The sequence below is a fragment of the Staphylococcus sp. HMSC034C12 genome, assembly GCF_001835895.1.
Lineage (GTDB): Bacteria > Bacillota > Bacilli > Staphylococcales > Staphylococcaceae > Staphylococcus > Staphylococcus hominis.
Window position 1 is genome coordinate 64,629 of record NZ_KV826304.1, and the last position, 18,508, is coordinate 83,136.

Sequence of the window (18,508 nt, forward strand, 5' to 3'; positions counted from 1 at the left end):
TTTGAATGTGTCAAAAATAAGGAGGTTAATTAATACATGGGGTTGAATAAAGAATCTATAAAAATAGGTTTTGCTTATGTGGGGATTGTAGTAGGCGCAGGATTCTCTACAGGGCAAGAAGTAATGCAATTCTTCACGCCTTATGGTTTATGGTCATATATTGGCGTGTTAATATCAGGATTAATTTTAGGATTTATAGGACGACAAGTCGCTAAAATTGGAACGGCTTTTGAAGCAACAAACCATGAATCAACATTACAATATTTATTTGGTGAAAAATTCAGTAAAATTTTTGATTATATTCTAGTCTTTTTCTTATTTGGGATTGCTGTAACAATGATTGCAGGTTCAGGCGCAACGTTCGAAGAGAGCTTTGGTATACCTACATGGCTTGGCGCGTTAATTATGACGGTCGTTATTTATTTAACACTATTATTAGACTTTAATAAGATCGTAAGAGCGTTAGGTTTCGTTACACCATTCTTGATTGTCATGGTAGTTCTTATTGCTATATATTATCTATTCGCTGGAAGTATCCCTATCAGTAAAGTTAATAGTACAGTAGATCATCCAAGTTTATTCTTAGGTATTATTAGAGGGTTAATGTACGGTGGATTAGCTTTTGCTGTAGGATTTAGTACGGTTGTGGCGATTGGTGGAGATGCATCTAAACGTCAAGTATCTGGTGCCGGTGCTTTATTTGGTGGTGTAGTGTATACTGTTTTACTTGCACTGATTAACTTTGCACTACAATCAGAATATCCACAAATTAAAAATGAACAAATTCCAACTTTAAAATTGGCGAACGAAATTCATCCATGGCTTGGATTAGTTTTAACAGTGATTATGTTAGCAGTAATGTATAATACTATTTTAGGATTGACTTATTCGTTTGCTGCACGTTTCACTGAGCCATACAGTAAAAAATATCATATATTTATTGTTATTATGATGATTGCAGCCTTTATTTTAAGTTTCGTTGGTTTTGCAGATTTAATCAACTTCTTATATAACATTATGGGCGTAGTTGGATTATTTATTGTGGTAGCAGTGCTTATTAAATATTATTTACGTAAAAGTGATAACAAAGACCACATTGCTTAAAATTAATAAAATAAATAATCCATAAAAAAACTGCCTACAAAGTTAAATAACTCATAGACAGTCTAAAGCAATTCGTGTAATTAACACGAATTGCTTTTTTGCATTTTGAACGTAGCGTATAATACATATTGTAATTAAAGTAGTAATTTAGCCATAATATATTTATTAAAATATTGATTGTTGATCAGTAATTTATTTTTAAGTTCGCCTTCAATATTAAATCCAGCGCCTTTAAGTAGCATGAGTGCGTGTGTATTTTCAGGAACGACTGAAGCTTGAAGACGTTTAATATTATGGTTAAGAGCCCAAGCTTCAACAGCATTAATTAAAGCAAGTCCAATACCTTTTTTTTGATAAAATTTAGTAACACCAAGTGTAATGATTGCTTCGTGTTGTGTACGTTCGTATTTTTCAGTAGTGACGAATATACATCCAACGAGTTGATCATCTTCTTCAGCTACATATATGGTATTTCTCGGAGAAGTGATAACACGCTCTAGAAGATTACTAATAGAAGAAACACTAGGGTTAAATTCTCCAGGATTATAAAGTGTATAATCAGATTCATCATATATTTTAGTTAATAATGTTGTCAAAGCTTCAGTATCTTTTATACTAATTTCACGAATAATATGAGCCATTCGGCTTCCTCCTGAGATAGTAATATAACATATATTATACCAATTATTTAAAAAATATACATATTTAGAATTTTAAAAAGGAGTAACAGAATAATGAAACCTAATGTATTATTAGCGGGTGGTAGTGGTTATATAGGTAAGAATATTAGCAGTGCGATAGAAAATGATGCAAATTTGTTTGCTTTATCTAAATATCCAAATACAAAAAAAGAGTTTAATCATAATATAAAATGGCTAAAAAAAGATATTTATAATTATGAAGATGTTAAATCAGCAATGTCAGGTATGAATATTGCAGTATTTTATTTAGATCCTAATAAAAATTCTGCCAAGCTTACTCAAGCAACTGCACGTGATTTAAATCTCATTGCAGCCGATAATTTTGCAAGGGCAGCAGCACAACAAGGAATAAATAAAATTTTGTACGTAAGCGGTAGTCGCTTTGATAGTGAGACAATACAGTGTTTAAAAAACTATGGTGTTCCTGTTGAAACGACTGAGACCTATATCAAGCGCTCTCATATTAATGTTGAGTTACAAGCGTCTAAGTATAATGATATACGGTCAGCATTAAGAATGATATTACCTAGGAAATGGTCTTTAGAACAATTAGTCGCTTATTTTTTTAAATGGCTGAATGATACACATGGTACATTTTTACACACGAAATATATAGAAAATCGATATATAATATATGCTCGTAACGAATGTAAGCCTCTATTAGTAATGAAAAAAGAAGTAAATGATAATCGTTTAATTACATTTAATTTAGTAGGCGGTTCAATTATAAAAAAACGTTCTAAAAAACAAGGGAAATTGGAATTTCGTCAAATTAAAGGAACGCGTTTAGTAATTGTTCAACTATATGATTATATTCCTAAATTGTTATGGCCACTCTATTATTTTTTTCAAGCTCCCGTACAAAGTTTAATTATGAGAGGGTTTGAAATTGATTGTCGTATTAGGCATTTCAATGGACGTGTGCAATCAGGAGAAAAAATGAAATATACAAAGTGATAGGATGAAAACATATGCAAATATTATTAGTAGAAGATGATCAGACGCTTTTTCAACAACTAAAGAAAGAATTAGAAAATTGGGATTTTTTTGTTTATGGTGTCAATGATTTTAGTAACGTAATGGAAACATATCATAATGTTCAGCCAGAAATCGTTATAATGGATGTGCAATTACCTAAATATGACGGATTCTATTGGTGTCGTCAAATTAGACAAGTGTCTAATGTGCCTATTTTATTTTTATCGTCACGTGATAATCCTATGGATCAAGTGATGAGTATGGAATTAGGTGCAGATGATTATATGCAAAAGCCTTTTCATACCAACGTACTAATTGCGAAGTTACAAGCAATTTATCGACGCGTATATCAATTTGGCGTAGAAGAAAGACGTACATTAAATTGGCAAGATGCACTAGTCGATCTTTCAAAAGATAGTATTCAAAAAGGCGATAAAATCATTTATTTATCTAAAACTGAAATGATTATTTTAGAAATGTTAATTCAAAAACAAAATCAAATTGTGACTAGAGATACATTAATTACAGCGTTATGGGATGACGAAGCGTTTGTTAGTGATAACACATTAACAGTCAATGTAAATCGATTACGAAAAAAATTATCTGAGATCGGTATGGAAACAGAAATTGAAACAAAAGTAGGTAAAGGATATATGGCACATGAGTAATGTGAAATGGTTTTGGCTATTTCTTAAAACACGAAGTAATTGGATATTTTGGATTATATTTTTACAGTTTGTATTTTTAGGGATGGCATATATAGACTATGATATGGCAATTGAAAGTGTAGCGTACATTGTCCTATTAAATATAGGTTTAACTTGTATATTTCTTGTTTTTACTTTTTTAAGAGAAGTAAAATTATATCAACATTTTTATAATAATAAGGAAATCGAAGAAATTAAACACAAAGAATTAGCTGAGAATCCGTTTCAACAGGAAATGGTGGACTATTTATATCGTAAATTATTGTTTCACAAAGAAAGAGCTACTGAACAACAAATTCATATACAAGCGTCGGAACAATCGTTAACTGAATTTGTTCACGATATTAAAACACCTGTTACAGCAATGAAATTATTAATTGATCAAGCTGAAGATATGGAACGTAAGAAAGCCTTACTTTATGAATGGTCAAGAGTGAATGAATTATTAGATAAGCAACTTTATTTAACACGTCTTGAATCTAAAAATAGAGATATGTATTTCGAAAAAGTACCATTAAAACGTTTAGTGATAGAAGAAATTCAACTTACTCGTCATATCAGTCAAGTTAAAGGTATTGGCTATGAATTAGAATTTGATACGAATCCAGAAGTATTTACAGATGTAAAATGGTGTCGCATGATGATTAGACAGATTTTATCTAATTCTTTGAAATATTCTCAAGGAAAAGATATTGTTATTCGATCGTTAGCTAAAAAAGACCATATCGCTTTAGAAATTACTGATTATGGACGTGGGATTAGCGCTAAAGATTTACCACGTATCTTTGAAAGAGGCTATACTTCTACCGCAAATCGTAATGAAACAACTTCTTCTGGAATTGGTTTATACTTAGTAGAAAGTGTAAGACATCCATTAGGTATTGAAGTAGAGGTCGAGTCGACGGTGGGAGAAGGAACAACATTTATTTTAACGTTCCCTATTCAAAACGAAGTCATAGAAAGAATGTCACAAGAGAAATTAAGTCTATCATAATGGTGTTGTTAAAATAGAGTATAAGTATAATTGTTCGCTTTATAGAAAGAAGATATTGGACTTTACTATAAAAAGTTTGAACTAAAACTTATATAATATTTAAAGTAAATACATAAATTAAGCGTATGGAAATATCATTTTAGTGTCATAAGTGAGTAGAACATTGGGTGAAGCCTGAGACTTTATAATGACGTCTCAGGTTCATCTATAGCACTCAATAGTTAAAATATATGATAGTGAGGGACATTCTAAATTGACAATATTACAAGCAAAGCAAATTGTTAAAACATATGGGATAAAACAAACGATACAAGAAGTGTTAAGAGGTATTGATTTAAACATTGAAACAGGAGAGTTTGTTTCAATTATGGGACCTTCTGGCTCTGGTAAAACAACATTACTTAATGTTTTAAGTTCAATAGATTATTTATCACAAGGATCTGTCATACTAAATGGAAAACAATTGGAAAAGTTATCAAATAGGGAACTATCAGAAATTAGAAAAAAAGATATTGGATTTATTTTTCAAGAATATAATTTATTACACACACTTACTGTAAAAGAAAATATTATGTTGCCTTTATCAGTACTTAAATTAAATAAGGAAGAAATGAATAAACGTTATAGACAAATTACTGAAGCGCTTAATATATATGATATTAGTGATAAATATCCGTCTGAAATCTCAGGAGGACAACGTCAACGAACATCTGCAGCGCGTGCATTTATTACATATCCTAAAATTATTTTTGCGGATGAACCAACAGGGGCTTTAGACTCTAAGAACACTAGAGATTTACTCATACGTTTTGAAAAAATAAATAAAATCTATGATGTAACTATTATTATGGTTACACACGATCCACTTGCAGCAAGTTTTTCTAATCGTGTTGTAATGTTGAAAGATGGCTTAATATTTACTGAAATTTATCAAGGACAAGATAATAAACAATTATTTTATGAAGAAATATTAAGAGCCCAAAGTATATTAGGTGGCAAGGTTTATGAGTTTTAGCTATATTATTTGGAGAAATTTCCTAAGAAATATTAAGCACTATGCTATTTATATGTTTTCATTAGTCATTAGTACTGTTTTATATTTTAGTTTTATTAAGATTAAATATGTTCATCATCTCCATATACATGAGTCTTTATCTATTATTAGAGAGGGTTCTAAAATAGGAAGTTATTTTCTATTTATAATCATCGTTGTCTTTATTATGTATACCAATATTCTTTTTATTAAAAGACGAAGTTACGAATTGGGACTATTACAGATTATGGGGTTAAATAAAGTAAGTATTATTTATATGTTTATGTTAGAACAATTGTTTATTTTCTTGATCACTGCAGTTTTAGGTATGATTATAGGGATTGTTGGGTCTAAAATTTTACTTATGATTATATTGAAATTATTAGGTATACATACTTCGGTATCGCTTATTTTTAGTGTAGACGCTATAATTCAAACCTTATTTATTTTAATCGTTGCATATATTTTAATTATTCTTCAAGCTATCATTTTCTTAAATAAATATTCTATTACACAATTAATGGAGTCTGAAGAATATATAGATGAAACAGGTAAACATATTACATTTGGAGAAATTATTCTAGGAATTTTAGGTATTGTTTTCATTTTGGCAGGATATTATTTATCCACACGATTTGTTGAATTATTAGATGATATCGTATTACCTTTTATTATTTTATTTTTAACTGTGATCGGAGCCTATTTCTTTTTTAGAAGTTCAGTGTCTCTAATATTAAAAATAATTAAATCATTTAAAAGTGGAAATGTAACTGTAAATGATGTTATTTTCACTTCTGCATTAATGTTTAGGATTAGAAAGAATGCTTTTTCTTTAACAATCATTTCTATTATTTCTGCTATTACTGTATCTGTCCTATGTTTTGCAGCAATTAGTCGAGGATCTTTAAGTAAAGAAATTTTATTAGAATCACCGTATGAAGTAACAACGAACAACGACACCTTGTCCGAAAAGTTAAAATATCAATTAGAGCAACAGCATATTGCATATAACTATAATTATAAGCAAGTAGTGTACACGCATTTATATAAAGATCATCTATTTGATGTAAATGCAGCTAGACCTTATTCGGTGACTATAACAAGTGAAGATTACTTTTCAAATATTTCTTTGAAAAAAGGACAAGCAGATTTAATTATCCCAGAAGATGTTATTCCTGAATTAACTAAACATCGGCCACACGGAACAACACTGATTGGTACGAAGCGACATCATACTAAAGTTCAACTTCAAAAAGTGATTCATAAAGTTTATTTTAAAGAGAGTATAGATTTAGGTGGACCGACACTCGTGCTTAATAACGGGGATTATCAATTTATAAAACAACATGTTAAAAATAAGGACATCATTTCTCAACATGGTTTTGATTTAAAACATACAAAAGATATACCTAAATTAGAAAAGACTATCAATCACATGAATCAGAATTTAAAAACTAGAAGTCAGATAGCAAGCGAAATTTCAAGTTTAACAGGAATTTTATTATTTGTAAGTTCTTTTTTAGGTATTGCATTTCTTATAGCAACTGGATGTATTATCTATATTAAACAAATTGATGAAACTGAAGATGAATTAGAAAATTATTCAATATTACGTAAATTAGGTTTTACTCAAAAAGACATGGCTAGAGGTCTAAAATTGAAAGTGGCGTTTAACTTTGGACTACCTTTGGCTATTGCTTTACTTCATGCATATTTTGCAGCACTTGTATTTATGAAATTTATAGGATTTACAAATCAAATGTCCATTTTTATAGTTATGATTATTTATACAATAGTATATAGTATGTTTGCATTTATTGCTTATAATCATTCTAAGCGAACGATCAATCACTCAATTTAAGAGAGAATATTTCGAGTTTGTAAAGAATTTGTAAATTTATTGTAGAGATGAAAAAATTATGATATTTTCAATTAGAGACAAATTAGGTGTTAAGTAGAAGTGTATCGTAATTGGTATAACATTATATTTACATAAACTTTACAAAAGCTTTCTAAATAATGTTTTAAAATAAGCTATTGTAAATGTAGCTCATTTTTAAATTGTCTTAAATTAAATAATAAACGTGTGATTGATAGCAATCGCTAAAATGGAGGCATTATAATGTTCACTAAGAAAAAGGATAAGTTTATGGTTCAATTAGAAGAAATGGTATTTAATCTGGACCGTGCAGCTGTAGAATTCGGGAAAATGGATTTTAATACCCATTTAGATTTAAAAGCTTATTCTGATAACATTAAAACGTACGAGTCACATGGTGACGAACTTATGCACAAGGTCATTAGCGACTTAAATCAAACATTTATCACTCCTATTGAACGAGAAGACATTCTATCATTGTGTAATGCAATCGATGATGTACTTGATGCAATGGAAGAAACATCTGGAATGTTTGAAATGTATTCAATTGAATATACTGATGAATATATGGCTGAATTTGTTGACAATATTCAAAAAGCTGTCGCTGAAATGAAATTAGCAGTTGGTTTACTTGTTGATAAAAAATTATCTCACATGAGAATTCACTCAATTAATATTAAAGAATTTGAAACAAATTGTGATGGTATATTAAGACAATCAATTAAACATATCTTTAATAGTGAAACAGATCCAATCACTCTAATTAAAATTAAAGATATTTACGAAAGCTTAGAAAATATCGCTGATAAATGTCAAGCTGTTGCTAACAACTTTGAAACAATTATCATGAAAAATAGCTAAGGGAGTTTTAAATTATGGAATATGTATTAGTCATCACTATAGCTATCGTTGTATTTTCTCTAATCTTTGACTTTATCAATGGCTTTCATGATACAGCAAATGCAATTGCTACTGCGGTTTCTACGCGTGCATTGACACCAAGAACAGCTATTTTTCTAGCTGCAGTTATGAACTTTATAGGTGCACTTACTTTTACAGGGGTAGCTGGAACAATTACTAAAGATATCGTAGATCCATTTAAATTACAAAATGGTCTAGTAGTAGTATTAGCGGCTATTATCGCTGCTATTGTTTGGAATTTGGTTACTTGGTTATATGGTATACCAAGTTCTTCATCGCATGCCTTAATCGGTGCTATTGCTGGAGCTGCAATAGCTGCACAGGGATTTACAGTATTACATTATCAAGGTTTTACTAAGATTATCATTGTATTAATTATTTCACCAATTATTGCATTTTGTGTTGGTTTTATCATGTATACAATTGTTAAAATTGTTTTTAAAAATGCGAATCTTACGAGAGCAAATCGTAATTTCCGCTTTTTCCAAATGTTTACTGCAGCGCTTCAATCGTTTTCACATGGTACAAATGATGCTCAAAAATCAATGGGTATTATTACTCTTGCCTTGATTGTAGCGAATTTACAAGATCCAACGAATGTGGAACCGGCATTATGGGTTAAAATTGCTTGTGCCACAGCAATGGGTCTAGGAACTGCAATTGGTGGTTGGAAAATTATTAAAACAGTAGGCGGAAATATAATGAAAATACGACCTGCTAATGGAGCAGCTGCTGATTTATCTTCAGCATTAACGATTTTCGTTGCTTCATCATTACACTTCCCATTATCTACAACACACGTTGTATCGTCATCAATTTTAGGTGTAGGTGCATCAAATCGTGCAAAAGGTGTAAAGTGGAATACAGCTCAACGTATGATTATTACATGGATTATTACGTTGCCAATTTCTGCTATTTTAGCAGCAATTATATTTTGGATTTTAAATATTTTTCTTTAAGGTAAATTAACCACAAAATAAGCTTGAGACATAAACATGTCTCAAGCTTATTTTGTGGTTTGAATCATATTAATGAATATAGTTATAGCTAGAAACTAATGAAGCAGGAATCACACGAGTATCTGTATTATAAGGCCCATATGTATAATTCATTTCTGAAATTAGAATACTACCATCTGGATTCACACGCTCCACATATGCTACATGGCCATAATACCCAGCAGTCGATTGCATAATTGATCCAACAGTAGGGGTATGATTAACAATATAACCATCTGAAGCAGCATTATAAGTCCAATACTTAGCATCAGACCAATATGTACTAATGGGTGATCCAGCTTGAGCGCGACGATTAAATACATACCACGTACATTGACCAGCAGTGTATAAATTTTGATGGTTAAAGGTTGGTGAAGAATAACCAGTGCTTTGGGAAGCAGTAGTAGACGATGAGTTTGTAGTACTCGAACTACTTGGAATTTTTAATACTTGACCAGGGTAAATTAAATAATTTGAAAAATTATTTGCATTCATTAAGTCAGTAACTGAAGTTCCATATTTATTAGCGATACGAGAAAGTGAATCACCAGATTGAACAGTATAAGTAGTAGAAGCCTTACTTGATAAACTACTTGATGTAGTAGTAGATGATCCATTAATAGTTAGTACTTGTCCTGGAAAAATTAAATTATCATTTAAGTGATTATTTCGTTTAAGCTCATCAACAGGCATATTATATTTGTTTGCAATACTCCATAAGGAATCTCCAGGTTGAACAGTATATTGTGTTGATGCTTCAGCATGATGAGAGAAAAATGCTACAGCGCCTGACACAATAGACAACGTAAAAGCTAACTTTTTCAAACTACGTATCCTCCTTGAATTTTAAAATTTATTTTTAGAATTTAATATTGTTAAATTTGTATAATTCATCTTTTTATATCACACGCATATACTATCAAAAAAATATAAGAATATGTGGGTTGTTATTATCTTGTAATATTATTAAAAGTAATACTATTTTTTGTAAATAGATAAAAACCTTGATACAGTAGTCTTTAACAGTTTTATTTAGATAAAATTAAATTTTTTTAAAAAGAAATTTGTAATATTTCTTATAGTAAAATTGAAGCAAGTACGTATCATGTAAGAAGTAGGTTGAATTGTGTTTAGTGATTTAAACTTGTAATAATTTTTATATTTTCTTGATAGGATGCTTACTTAAAAGTAAATAAATTATACTATTTTTGTATTCCCAACAAATATTGTACAATATTTGTAAGACACTATTTAAAAGAGGAGTATAAGATGTCAAGTTCTTCAAATTTAGTAAATCATCAACATCAGAATGTACGTTCAAAAGATAATACTCAACAAAATCATGCATATCGTAAAGTTTGGCTATTTTTTACATATTATTGGCTTATTTTTGGAATTGGCTGTTATTTAGGTCAATATTTGCCAGTAGAATGGCGACGTCCTTTATCAATTACATTATTTGTCATTGTATTAGCGACGTTATTTATTAAAAGAGCACGTAAATATGGTCTTATTATTTCGCATATCTATGCTATTATTATTGGTTTATTATCGTATGCAACATTTTCAATGTATATGCAAAATTTAGGAGCAGAGGTTTTTTATAAAAATATATTGTTAGCCATTATAGCATTCATTGTATTTGGAATATTGGGGTATTTTGTTATTCATGATGCTTCTAGCTTAGGTAAATATTTATTTGTAACGTTAATTGCCCTTATTATTGCTAGTCTAGTTGGCTTATTTATTCATAATTCAATATTCCATATCGTTATTACAATGGTTAGTTTAGTCTTGTTTTTACTATATACATTATTTGATTTTAATCGCATGAAACATGGTAGATTTACGCCAAGAGAAATGGGGTTTAATTTATTTCTTAATTTATTAAACATCATTAAAGATATATTGAATTTAGCAAACCGTTTTAAAAACTAGACATTCATATTTATAATAAGTTGAATATTTAGAAAAGATGTTCTCACATTGTTTTCAAAACATTTTAAATAAAGAGTAGTCTAAAGCTGTTTATTTTATTAAAGTAAGAAGGCAATTATAGAGCATCTTTTTTAGATAATTATGAAATGTATTTAATATAAAATCAAACTTAATTTAATTTTATACGTATTTTTGATTTAGTATTAATGTTGTGATAGATTTACATTTAAACACTTATAAATTAGCATTTTTATATAAACACATTAAAAGAAGGACTACCAAGATTAGAAAGAGGTTAGTATATGTCTAATGGGTATTTTCACGTACTTACTAAGCATGAATATCAAATGACACGTTGTCAAGATGGTATCATATTGCTGTTCCCAATAGAAGGTTCATTAGAAATTCAACATTTTGCCAAAAAAGTGACGATTAATAATGATCTCTACGTTATAAACAATAAAGATATTTTTTCAATTAATAAGAATGAGAAAACATTAATGATTTATATTGCAAGTGATTGGTTTAAAGAAGAAGGATTTAATTTCTTTGATTATAAATATTCAATTAATTTAGTTAAATCTATTAATGCAATAAAAAAAGCATTATTACAGATAACAATGAATCATATTAATCATAAATCTGTTTCAGAAGATAACAAATACATAGTTGACATTGTTCAAATTATTGGAAGACAAGGTAGTGTTGAAATAGATATTGCTAATGATCAATATAATTATGCTTATTATGGGGAGTTAAGTGAAGTATTAGACTATATTAACGAAAATATTGAAAAGAAATTAACATTAAAAGATGTTTCATCTAATCTATTTACATCTAAATCTAATTTATCATCACAATTTACACAGTTGTTAAATATTAGTTTTAAAACTTATGTAGACACTTTGAAGATTGCAAATTCATTTGAATTATTATTGAAAACAGACGATACGATTAGTTTAATTAGTGAAAAAGTAGGGTTTAGTAATGCTTCAAGTTATTCTAAAACGTTCAAAAGTTATATGGGAATGACACCAAATGAATATAGATCATGTAATAAATATGAAAAAATGATTTTTATGGATTATGAAACTCATATTGATGATAGTCTACAAAATATAAGAGATATGATTCTGTCACAACAATATTATTATCAAAAGAAAACAGAACATAAAATATATATCGATTCAAAATTAGATACGTTTATTAAACCTTATCAATGTGTAGTACAAATCAATACGATTGAAGAAATAAAACTGTTATTTTTAGAGAAATATATCGATTATCTTGACGAGAATCCATCATTAATGATTTATGTAAGAGTAGATATGAAGGAAATAAAAGAACACTTCACTGTTAAAGAACTTCAGCGAATATTTGAATATATTATTAGAAAAAATCTAAATATAAGTTTTAAACTTGAAGATTTAAATCTAATTAATTTTCTTGAAATAACATATGAAAATGTATTAGATTATCTTGAAATACACCAAGTTGAAGTAAATGTAAATCACGAATTAGGTATTGTTTTTGATTTAGAAAAGATTGATTTAAAAGCCATTTATCGTATGATATTAAAAATACAACATAAAACAAATCGGTTTTCTTTTGGATTAGAAATTAGCAATTTGCTAAATAATCCAGTTTTATTTAAAACTTTAGAATCGCAAATTAAAAGAGTGAATTTCCAATTTCTGTTTATTGATAATTCAAAACTAAATCAACCCTATTTAATAGAAGGTAATAATCGTTTATTAGTAAAGAATATATTACATTATCAAAATATACGTGAAATTTTAAATCACATCGATTTAGAAAATCAAAGAATCATATTTTTAAACGTTGAAAATCATGTGTTTTTAAATAGTGAATATAATGACTTAAATAGTAGTGCTCCGTTAATTGTAGAAACAAATATTAAATCAGCTCAACACTTTGACGGTATTGGTTTCAATTTTAGACAGGATAGTCATCAATTTAATGCTTTACATCTTTTTGATGAAAAAGGTTTTAAAACAATATTAGGAACAATGATGACCCATATCATGACGCTTAGTCAGGAACCAAAATACATTAAAGATCATTATATAGTGATTGAAAAAGAAAATAAATTCATACTATTTATATATGATTGGCGTGTTCTAGAAAGTGAATCACGAAATGCTAATTATGAAAAAACGGATATATATGTAGATTTTAAACATAAGACAAATAAAAATCATCTTATAAAAATTCAAAAGATTGATGATTATAATGGCAATATTAATCATATTATTACTGAAGACATACGTAATCGTTATCAATGGTCTAAAACATTCTTGAAGAAAGTAAATCATTTATTACATCCTTCTTTTAAAATTAGAGAACACAACTTTAATAAAGAGGCATTACAAATTAAACTTGATTATAACGGACTTTATATAATTGAGATATATAAATAATAAATTTCATCTCAAAAAAGTTTTGCACAACAATATTTGAGTTTGTTGGTAAATTTAACAAAAAATTCAAAACAAATGCAAAAGACAGAACTCCAAAATTAAAGGATAATATATGTTGAATTGTTCGCTTTTATTGGAGGTGCAAATGCTTGAGTAACGATGAATTAAATCGCTTGCTGAAAATCTATAAACAATATAAAGCGTTGTCTGAATATATAGAGAAAGAATACAAACTAACCTTAAATGATTTAGCTTTATTAAAATTAGCTTATGAATACACAGCAGACGATCAAATTTTAATGCAAACATTCTTAAAAGTTGCAATTGAAGAACTAGAATTAAGTAGAACAAAATTACTTGTTTCTATACGCAGATTAATAGAAAAAGAGAAATTAAGTAAAGTTCGATCAACAGAAGATGAACGTAAAATTTTTATCTATATGAACAAATCTAATATTGATCAATTTAATGCTTTATTTAATGATGTAGAAAGATTTTTAGATAATTAACTAAATGAATTGGGAGAGTACTGACAAGGGGATGCTTTGTCAGTATTTTATTTTTTATAAGGAAGTAACGTTTTTTTCAATTTAGACAATAAATTATTAATACTATATAATAAGTATTATTGAGTAAGAAAGCGAGATGACAATATGGGACGTAAATGGAATAATATTAAAGAAAAAAAAGCCCAAAAAGATAAAAATACTAGTAGAATATATGCAAAATTTGGTAAAGAAATTTATGTAGCAGCTAAATCAGGAGAGCCAGATCCTGAATCAAATCAAGCATTAAGACTTGTGCTAGAAAGAGCAAAAACATATTCTGTTCCAAATCATATTATAGATAGAGCCATTGATAAGGCTAAAGGCGGTGGAGATGAAAATTATGACCATCTACGTTATGAAGGATTTGGTCCAAGTGGCTCCATGCTTATTGTAGATGCCTTAACTAATAATGTGAATCGTACAGCATCAGATGTTAGAGCAGCATTTGGAAAAAATGGTGGTAATATGGGTGTATCTGGTTCAGTGGCTTATATGTTTGACCATACTGCAACGTTTGGTGTTGAAGGAAAATCTGCTGATGACGTCCTAGAAACATTGATGGAACAAGATGTAGATGTAAGAGACATGATTGAAGAAGATGGCTTGACGATTGTGTATGCAGAACCTGATCAATTTGCACAAGTACAAGAGGCACTACGTCAATCAGGTGTAGAAGACTTTAAAATTGCAGAGTTTGAAATGTTACCTCAGACTGATATTGAACTTTCAGCAGATGATCAAGCAACACTTGAAAAACTTATTGATGCACTTGAAGATTTAGAAGATGTTCAAAATGTTTTCCATAATGTGGACTTAAAATAGTGAAACACACGGCTTCGTTTTGGATACAATCGTTAGACTTGGAATCTCATCCAGAAGGTGGATATTATAAAGAAACTATTCGACCAGAGGGTATAAAGAAAGAAGAAAGGGCATCTTTTAGTAGTATACTTTTCTTATTAAAAGCAGATGATATTTCGCATTTTCATCGTATAGATGCTGATGAAGTATGGTATTATCATGCTGGTGTATCACTAGAGATACATATGTTAACTGAAGATGGCCAATATCGTAGTGTCTTGTTAGGTCCAAATGTAGACCATGGAGAAGTACTACAATATGTTGTTCCCAAAGGAACCATTTTTGCTTCGAGTGTACCTCATTCAGAAGGTTATAGTTTAGTAGGCTGTATGTGTCAACCTGCATTTGAATTTAAGTATTTTGAATTATTCACACAAGATGAGTTGACAGAAGCATATCCACAATATCGCAGAATGATTCAAAAATATGCATTGAAAAACATTGAGTATTAATAATTAGACACTTCATTAATCGAGTTAAGTATAACTACATTAATGAAGTGTCTTTTTTAAAAAGATTTATTTTAAAAAGAGATAGAGGACAACATTTCTGACCATTTTCTATTCAGCAGTGCCAAAAAGTTCATTAGCTAATTCTACAACATAGGCTAATTTGTTCCATTGTTCTTGTTCAGTTAGAGCGTTGCCTTCTTCTGTAGAAGCAAAACCACATTGTGGACTAATACAGATATGGTCAATATTTACATATTGTTCTGCTTCTTTAATTCTTTTTTTAATTGTTTCTTTATTTTCCAATTCACCTGTTTTAGAGGTTATAAGTCCTAGAACTGCATAAGCATTGTCATTAAAGAAACGAAGCGGTTCGAAATCACCTGAACGTTCATCATCATACTCTAAAAAGAAACCATTTAAATTTTCCTTAAATAGGTAAGGGGCGATGGCTTCATATCCTCCAGAAATTGCCCAAGTTGATTTATAGTTACCACGACAAATATGAGTAGTCAGAATTAAATCATTTGGTAGTCCTTCGATCGCTTTATTAATCACTTTATAGGCTAAATCACGTGCTTTTAGTTTTTCATCTTCAGAGCGTTGACGACCTCTTACTTTTTGAGTACCGTCAGTTAAACCAGCCCAGTATACGTCATCTAATTGAATATAGCGTGCTCCTAAGTCATAAAATGCTTGTAACGTCTCATGATAAACTTTTGCAATATCATTTGCAAAATCTTCTATATTAGGGTAAATCGTTTCATTTAAAATATTAGGGTGGAATAATTGATTTGGACTAGGTATTGATACTTTAGCAGTTGCGCGACCAGCCACTTTTTTATATAAAAACTTAAAGTGTTCAAAGTGTGGATGATTTGAATTAAATGATACTTTGTCCACAATTCTCACATTATGTGCACGTGTTTCTACACCTTCAAATTCTAATCCGTGGTCAGGAGTATATCCTTATACGCCATTAATATTCTCTAGAAAATCAAAGTGCCACCAACTTCTACGAAATTCTCCATCTGTAATGCTATGTAAACCAATCTCAATTTGTTTTTCAATAATACGTTCGATTTCTTCATCTTCAATACGTGTTAATTCTTCTAAAGATAATTCGTTATTATTAAACTTAAATCTCGCTTCTTTTAGGCGTTTAGGACGTAATAAACTTCCCACGTGATCTGCTCGAAAAGGTCTAACTGTCATATATAAAACGCTCCTTTTATTTAGAATTTTCAGATAATATAGAATAAAACTATCAAATCTTAGTGTTTTTGTCAATTTTACCTAAAAATTTAATAGTTGTAGTAAAATGAAATTGAAAAATTAATAAATTTATATGCTAAAAGTAATAAAGCATGGCATAAGATGACATGGTTTACTTAGTTTAATATAATAATGACAAGGAGTTGGTGGCTTTATGAAAATTAAATACATAGATAAACGTCACTGGCGTCGCCTAATTGAACGTGATTACATAGAAGTTAAGGTAAATAATAATAGGTTTAAAGGTATTATTGGCTTGGTCACGATGAAAAAGGTGCGTGAGCCTTTAGAGGTGACGGTGGTCGATCAAAATGTAGTTGTAGTAGATAATAACTATAAATGGCTACAAATTTTGCCAGAAAAAAAACGCTATAGTATTACTGCAATGTTTGATGATAAGGGGAATCCATTAGAGTACTATTTTGATATTAACATTAAAAATATTACTCAAAAAGGGAACGCGAGAACATTAGATTTATTTTTAGATGTGTTGGTTTTACCATCCACTGGTGAATATGAGTTAGTAGATGAACATGATTTAGAACTAGCTTTGAAAAATGGACAAATTACGAAGAAACAATACCATGAAGCCTATATTATCGCTCATCAATTGATGATTGAGATTGAGGACAATTTTGCAGAGATACATCATCGAATTATGCATTGTTATAAAAAGATGATAGGTAAATTAAATAAGCATAAGAAAGCGTAATTATATTTCTTTAATACTAAAACAATAATGAAATAGTATCAATTTTATTTACCATCATAGCCGTATTCGTGGATAAACATAAGGGGGAAGCTATGAAAATTGAAGATTATCAATTACTAATTACATTAGATGAGACGAAAACGTTAAGAAAAGCTGCTGAAATTTTATATATATCACAACCAGCAGTCACGCAACGCTTAAAAGCAATTGAACATGCGTTTGGAGTAGAAATATTTATTCGTACTAAAAAACAATTAATTACTACTACAGAAGGTGCAATGATTATCGAACATGCACGTGATATGTTGAATCGAGAAAAAATGTTTTTCGATAAAATACAAGCACATATAGGGGAAGTAAATGGAACCATATCTATAGGATGTTCATCTTTAATTGGACAAACAATATTGCCCCGTGTATTGAGTTTGTATAATACACAATTTCCTAATGTAGAAATACAAGTTCAAGTGGGTTCAACAGAGCAAATTAGATCTAATCATAGAGATTATCACCTTTTAATTACCAGAGGGAATAAAGTAATGAATTTAAAAAATATCCATTTATTTGATGATGAACATTATTTTATTTATCCAAAAGAACGTCATGAAGATGTGTCAAAGTTACCATTTATTGAATTTCAAGCAGATCCAATATATATCAATCAAATTAATCATTGGTATAGTGAAAAATTTGGACAAGATTATCATGCTACCATTACAGTAGATCAAGTGGCAACATGTAAAGAAATGCTAATAAGTGGTGTAGGAGTAACTATTCTTCCAGAAATAATGATGAAGAATATTGATCATCACGTATTTGAATTTGAAAAAGTCAACATTGATGGTCTTCCGTTAATCCGCTCAACGTATATGAGTTATGATAGTAGTATATTGCAACTACCACAAGTTGATGCTTTTGTTTCTTTAATGCTTAATTTTACTAAATAATAGTTAATCAATATTGCAATTT

Annotated in this window: 17 protein-coding genes and 1 pseudogene; 15 read left to right on the top strand and 3 right to left on the bottom strand. The window is 29.3% G+C overall.

From position 1 onward, the window contains the following. Positions 1-36: 36 nt before the first annotated feature. Positions 37-1,104 carry a YkvI family membrane protein gene (locus HMPREF2629_RS00340; protein WP_049379654.1) on the top strand — a complete coding sequence of 356 codons (1,068 nt, stop codon included), beginning with the start codon at positions 37-39 and terminating at the stop codon, positions 1,102-1,104. Between the two features lie 134 nt (positions 1,105-1,238). Here HMPREF2629_RS00340 and HMPREF2629_RS00345 read toward each other — a convergent pair whose 3' ends face one another. Then, the gene (locus tag HMPREF2629_RS00345; protein WP_017176003.1) at positions 1,239-1,745 is read right to left on the bottom strand and encodes a GNAT family N-acetyltransferase; all 507 of its coding nucleotides are present in this window, start codon (positions 1,743-1,745) and stop codon (positions 1,239-1,241) included. A 93-nt stretch (positions 1,746-1,838) separates the two neighbouring features. Between HMPREF2629_RS00345 and HMPREF2629_RS00350 the strand changes: the two genes are divergently transcribed. The 7 genes from HMPREF2629_RS00350 to HMPREF2629_RS00380 all read left to right on the top strand — a co-directional run bounded on the left by HMPREF2629_RS00350 (position 1,839) and on the right by HMPREF2629_RS00380 (position 9,276). Beyond that, positions 1,839-2,762 carry an NAD(P)H-binding protein gene (locus HMPREF2629_RS00350; protein WP_070813013.1) on the top strand — a complete coding sequence of 308 codons (924 nt, stop codon included), beginning with the start codon at positions 1,839-1,841 and terminating at the stop codon, positions 2,760-2,762. A 14-nt stretch (positions 2,763-2,776) separates the two neighbouring features. Continuing rightward, positions 2,777-3,451 (top strand): response regulator transcription factor GraR/ApsR, encoded by a 675-nt coding sequence (gene graR, locus HMPREF2629_RS00355; protein ID WP_002455663.1) that lies wholly within the window; start codon positions 2,777-2,779, stop codon positions 3,449-3,451. After that, on the top strand, positions 3,444-4,484 hold the full coding sequence (locus HMPREF2629_RS00360) for a sensor histidine kinase (RefSeq protein ID WP_002449136.1): 1,041 nt from the start codon (positions 3,444-3,446) through the stop codon (positions 4,482-4,484). The genes graR and HMPREF2629_RS00360 overlap by 8 nt, the downstream gene beginning before the upstream one ends. Before the next feature lie 253 nt (positions 4,485-4,737). Further along, on the top strand, positions 4,738-5,499 hold the full coding sequence (locus tag HMPREF2629_RS00365) for an ABC transporter ATP-binding protein (RefSeq protein ID WP_070813014.1): 762 nt from the start codon (positions 4,738-4,740) through the stop codon (positions 5,497-5,499). Beyond that, complete coding sequence (locus HMPREF2629_RS00370; protein WP_070813015.1) at positions 5,489-7,378, top strand: FtsX-like permease family protein; 1,890 nt, start codon at positions 5,489-5,491, stop codon at positions 7,376-7,378. Before HMPREF2629_RS00365 ends, HMPREF2629_RS00370 begins: the two co-directional genes overlap by 11 nt. Positions 7,379-7,639: 261 nt before the next feature. Continuing rightward, positions 7,640-8,257 (top strand): DUF47 domain-containing protein, encoded by a 618-nt coding sequence (locus HMPREF2629_RS00375; RefSeq protein ID WP_002449132.1) that lies wholly within the window; start codon positions 7,640-7,642, stop codon positions 8,255-8,257. 14 nt (positions 8,258-8,271) lie between these two features. Then, a complete protein-coding gene (locus HMPREF2629_RS00380) occupies positions 8,272-9,276 on the top strand; it encodes an inorganic phosphate transporter (protein ID WP_070813016.1) in 1,005 nt (334 codons plus the stop codon). 69 nt (positions 9,277-9,345) lie between these two features. Here the strand turns inward: HMPREF2629_RS00380 and HMPREF2629_RS00385 are convergent, their stop codons facing one another. Then, the gene (locus HMPREF2629_RS00385; protein ID WP_070813017.1) at positions 9,346-10,140 is read right to left on the bottom strand and encodes a LysM peptidoglycan-binding domain-containing protein; all 795 of its coding nucleotides are present in this window, start codon (positions 10,138-10,140) and stop codon (positions 9,346-9,348) included. Between the two features lie 444 nt (positions 10,141-10,584). Between HMPREF2629_RS00385 and HMPREF2629_RS00390 the strand changes: the two genes are divergently transcribed. The 5 genes from HMPREF2629_RS00390 to HMPREF2629_RS00410 all read left to right on the top strand — a co-directional run bounded on the left by HMPREF2629_RS00390 (position 10,585) and on the right by HMPREF2629_RS00410 (position 15,555). Then, a complete protein-coding gene (locus HMPREF2629_RS00390) occupies positions 10,585-11,253 on the top strand; it encodes a Bax inhibitor-1/YccA family protein (RefSeq protein ID WP_070813018.1) in 669 nt (222 codons plus the stop codon). Positions 11,254-11,555: 302 nt separating this feature from the next. After that, positions 11,556-13,694, top strand: coding sequence for a helix-turn-helix transcriptional regulator (locus tag HMPREF2629_RS00395; protein WP_070813019.1), 2,139 nt, complete (start codon positions 11,556-11,558; stop codon positions 13,692-13,694). Between the two features lie 149 nt (positions 13,695-13,843). Next, a complete protein-coding gene (locus HMPREF2629_RS00400) occupies positions 13,844-14,203 on the top strand; it encodes a transcriptional regulator, SarA/Rot family (RefSeq protein WP_002449574.1) in 360 nt (119 codons plus the stop codon). 144 nt (positions 14,204-14,347) lie between these two features. Continuing rightward, positions 14,348-15,064, top strand: a complete 717-nt coding sequence (locus HMPREF2629_RS00405; protein WP_070813020.1) for a YebC/PmpR family DNA-binding transcriptional regulator — start codon at positions 14,348-14,350, stop codon at positions 15,062-15,064. Beyond that, on the top strand, positions 15,064-15,555 hold the full coding sequence (locus tag HMPREF2629_RS00410; protein ID WP_070813021.1) for a cupin domain-containing protein: 492 nt from the start codon (positions 15,064-15,066) through the stop codon (positions 15,553-15,555). Before HMPREF2629_RS00405 ends, HMPREF2629_RS00410 begins: the two co-directional genes overlap by 1 nt. A gap of 108 nt (positions 15,556-15,663) precedes the next feature. On the opposite strand, the pseudogene HMPREF2629_RS00415 reads toward HMPREF2629_RS00410, so the two are convergent. Next, positions 15,664-16,767: pseudogene (locus HMPREF2629_RS00415) on the bottom strand (5-methyltetrahydropteroyltriglutamate--homocysteine S-methyltransferase). 214 nt (positions 16,768-16,981) lie between these two features. Here HMPREF2629_RS00415 and HMPREF2629_RS00420 point away from each other — a divergent pair. Beyond that, complete coding sequence (locus HMPREF2629_RS00420; protein WP_017175988.1) at positions 16,982-17,539, top strand: ribonuclease FAU-1 family protein; 558 nt, start codon at positions 16,982-16,984, stop codon at positions 17,537-17,539. Positions 17,540-17,631: 92 nt separating this feature from the next. Beyond that, positions 17,632-18,486, top strand: a complete 855-nt coding sequence (locus HMPREF2629_RS00425; protein ID WP_017175987.1) for a LysR family transcriptional regulator — start codon at positions 17,632-17,634, stop codon at positions 18,484-18,486. Positions 18,487-18,508 lie beyond the last annotated feature (22 nt).

Excerpts from the sequence above, each read along its gene's own strand:
- HMPREF2629_RS00340 (WP_049379654.1), top strand. The coding sequence starts at position 37 with ATGGGGTTGAATAAAGAATCTATAAAAATAGGTTTTGCTTATGTGGGG.
- HMPREF2629_RS00345 (WP_017176003.1), bottom strand. The coding sequence starts at position 1,745 with ATGGCTCATATTATTCGTGAAATTAGTATAAAAGATACTGAAGCTTTG.
- HMPREF2629_RS00350 (WP_070813013.1), top strand. The coding sequence starts at position 1,839 with ATGAAACCTAATGTATTATTAGCGGGTGGTAGTGGTTATATAGGTAAG.
- graR (WP_002455663.1), top strand. The coding sequence starts at position 2,777 with ATGCAAATATTATTAGTAGAAGATGATCAGACGCTTTTTCAACAACTA.
- HMPREF2629_RS00360 (WP_002449136.1), top strand. The coding sequence starts at position 3,444 with ATGAGTAATGTGAAATGGTTTTGGCTATTTCTTAAAACACGAAGTAAT.
- HMPREF2629_RS00370 (WP_070813015.1), top strand. The coding sequence starts at position 5,489 with ATGAGTTTTAGCTATATTATTTGGAGAAATTTCCTAAGAAATATTAAG.
- HMPREF2629_RS00375 (WP_002449132.1), top strand. The coding sequence starts at position 7,640 with ATGTTCACTAAGAAAAAGGATAAGTTTATGGTTCAATTAGAAGAAATG.
- HMPREF2629_RS00380 (WP_070813016.1), top strand. The coding sequence starts at position 8,272 with ATGGAATATGTATTAGTCATCACTATAGCTATCGTTGTATTTTCTCTA.
- HMPREF2629_RS00390 (WP_070813018.1), top strand. The coding sequence starts at position 10,585 with ATGTCAAGTTCTTCAAATTTAGTAAATCATCAACATCAGAATGTACGT.
- HMPREF2629_RS00395 (WP_070813019.1), top strand. The coding sequence starts at position 11,556 with ATGTCTAATGGGTATTTTCACGTACTTACTAAGCATGAATATCAAATG.
- HMPREF2629_RS00405 (WP_070813020.1), top strand. The coding sequence starts at position 14,348 with ATGGGACGTAAATGGAATAATATTAAAGAAAAAAAAGCCCAAAAAGAT.
- HMPREF2629_RS00420 (WP_017175988.1), top strand. The coding sequence starts at position 16,982 with ATGAAAATTAAATACATAGATAAACGTCACTGGCGTCGCCTAATTGAA.
- HMPREF2629_RS00425 (WP_017175987.1), top strand. The coding sequence starts at position 17,632 with ATGAAAATTGAAGATTATCAATTACTAATTACATTAGATGAGACGAAA.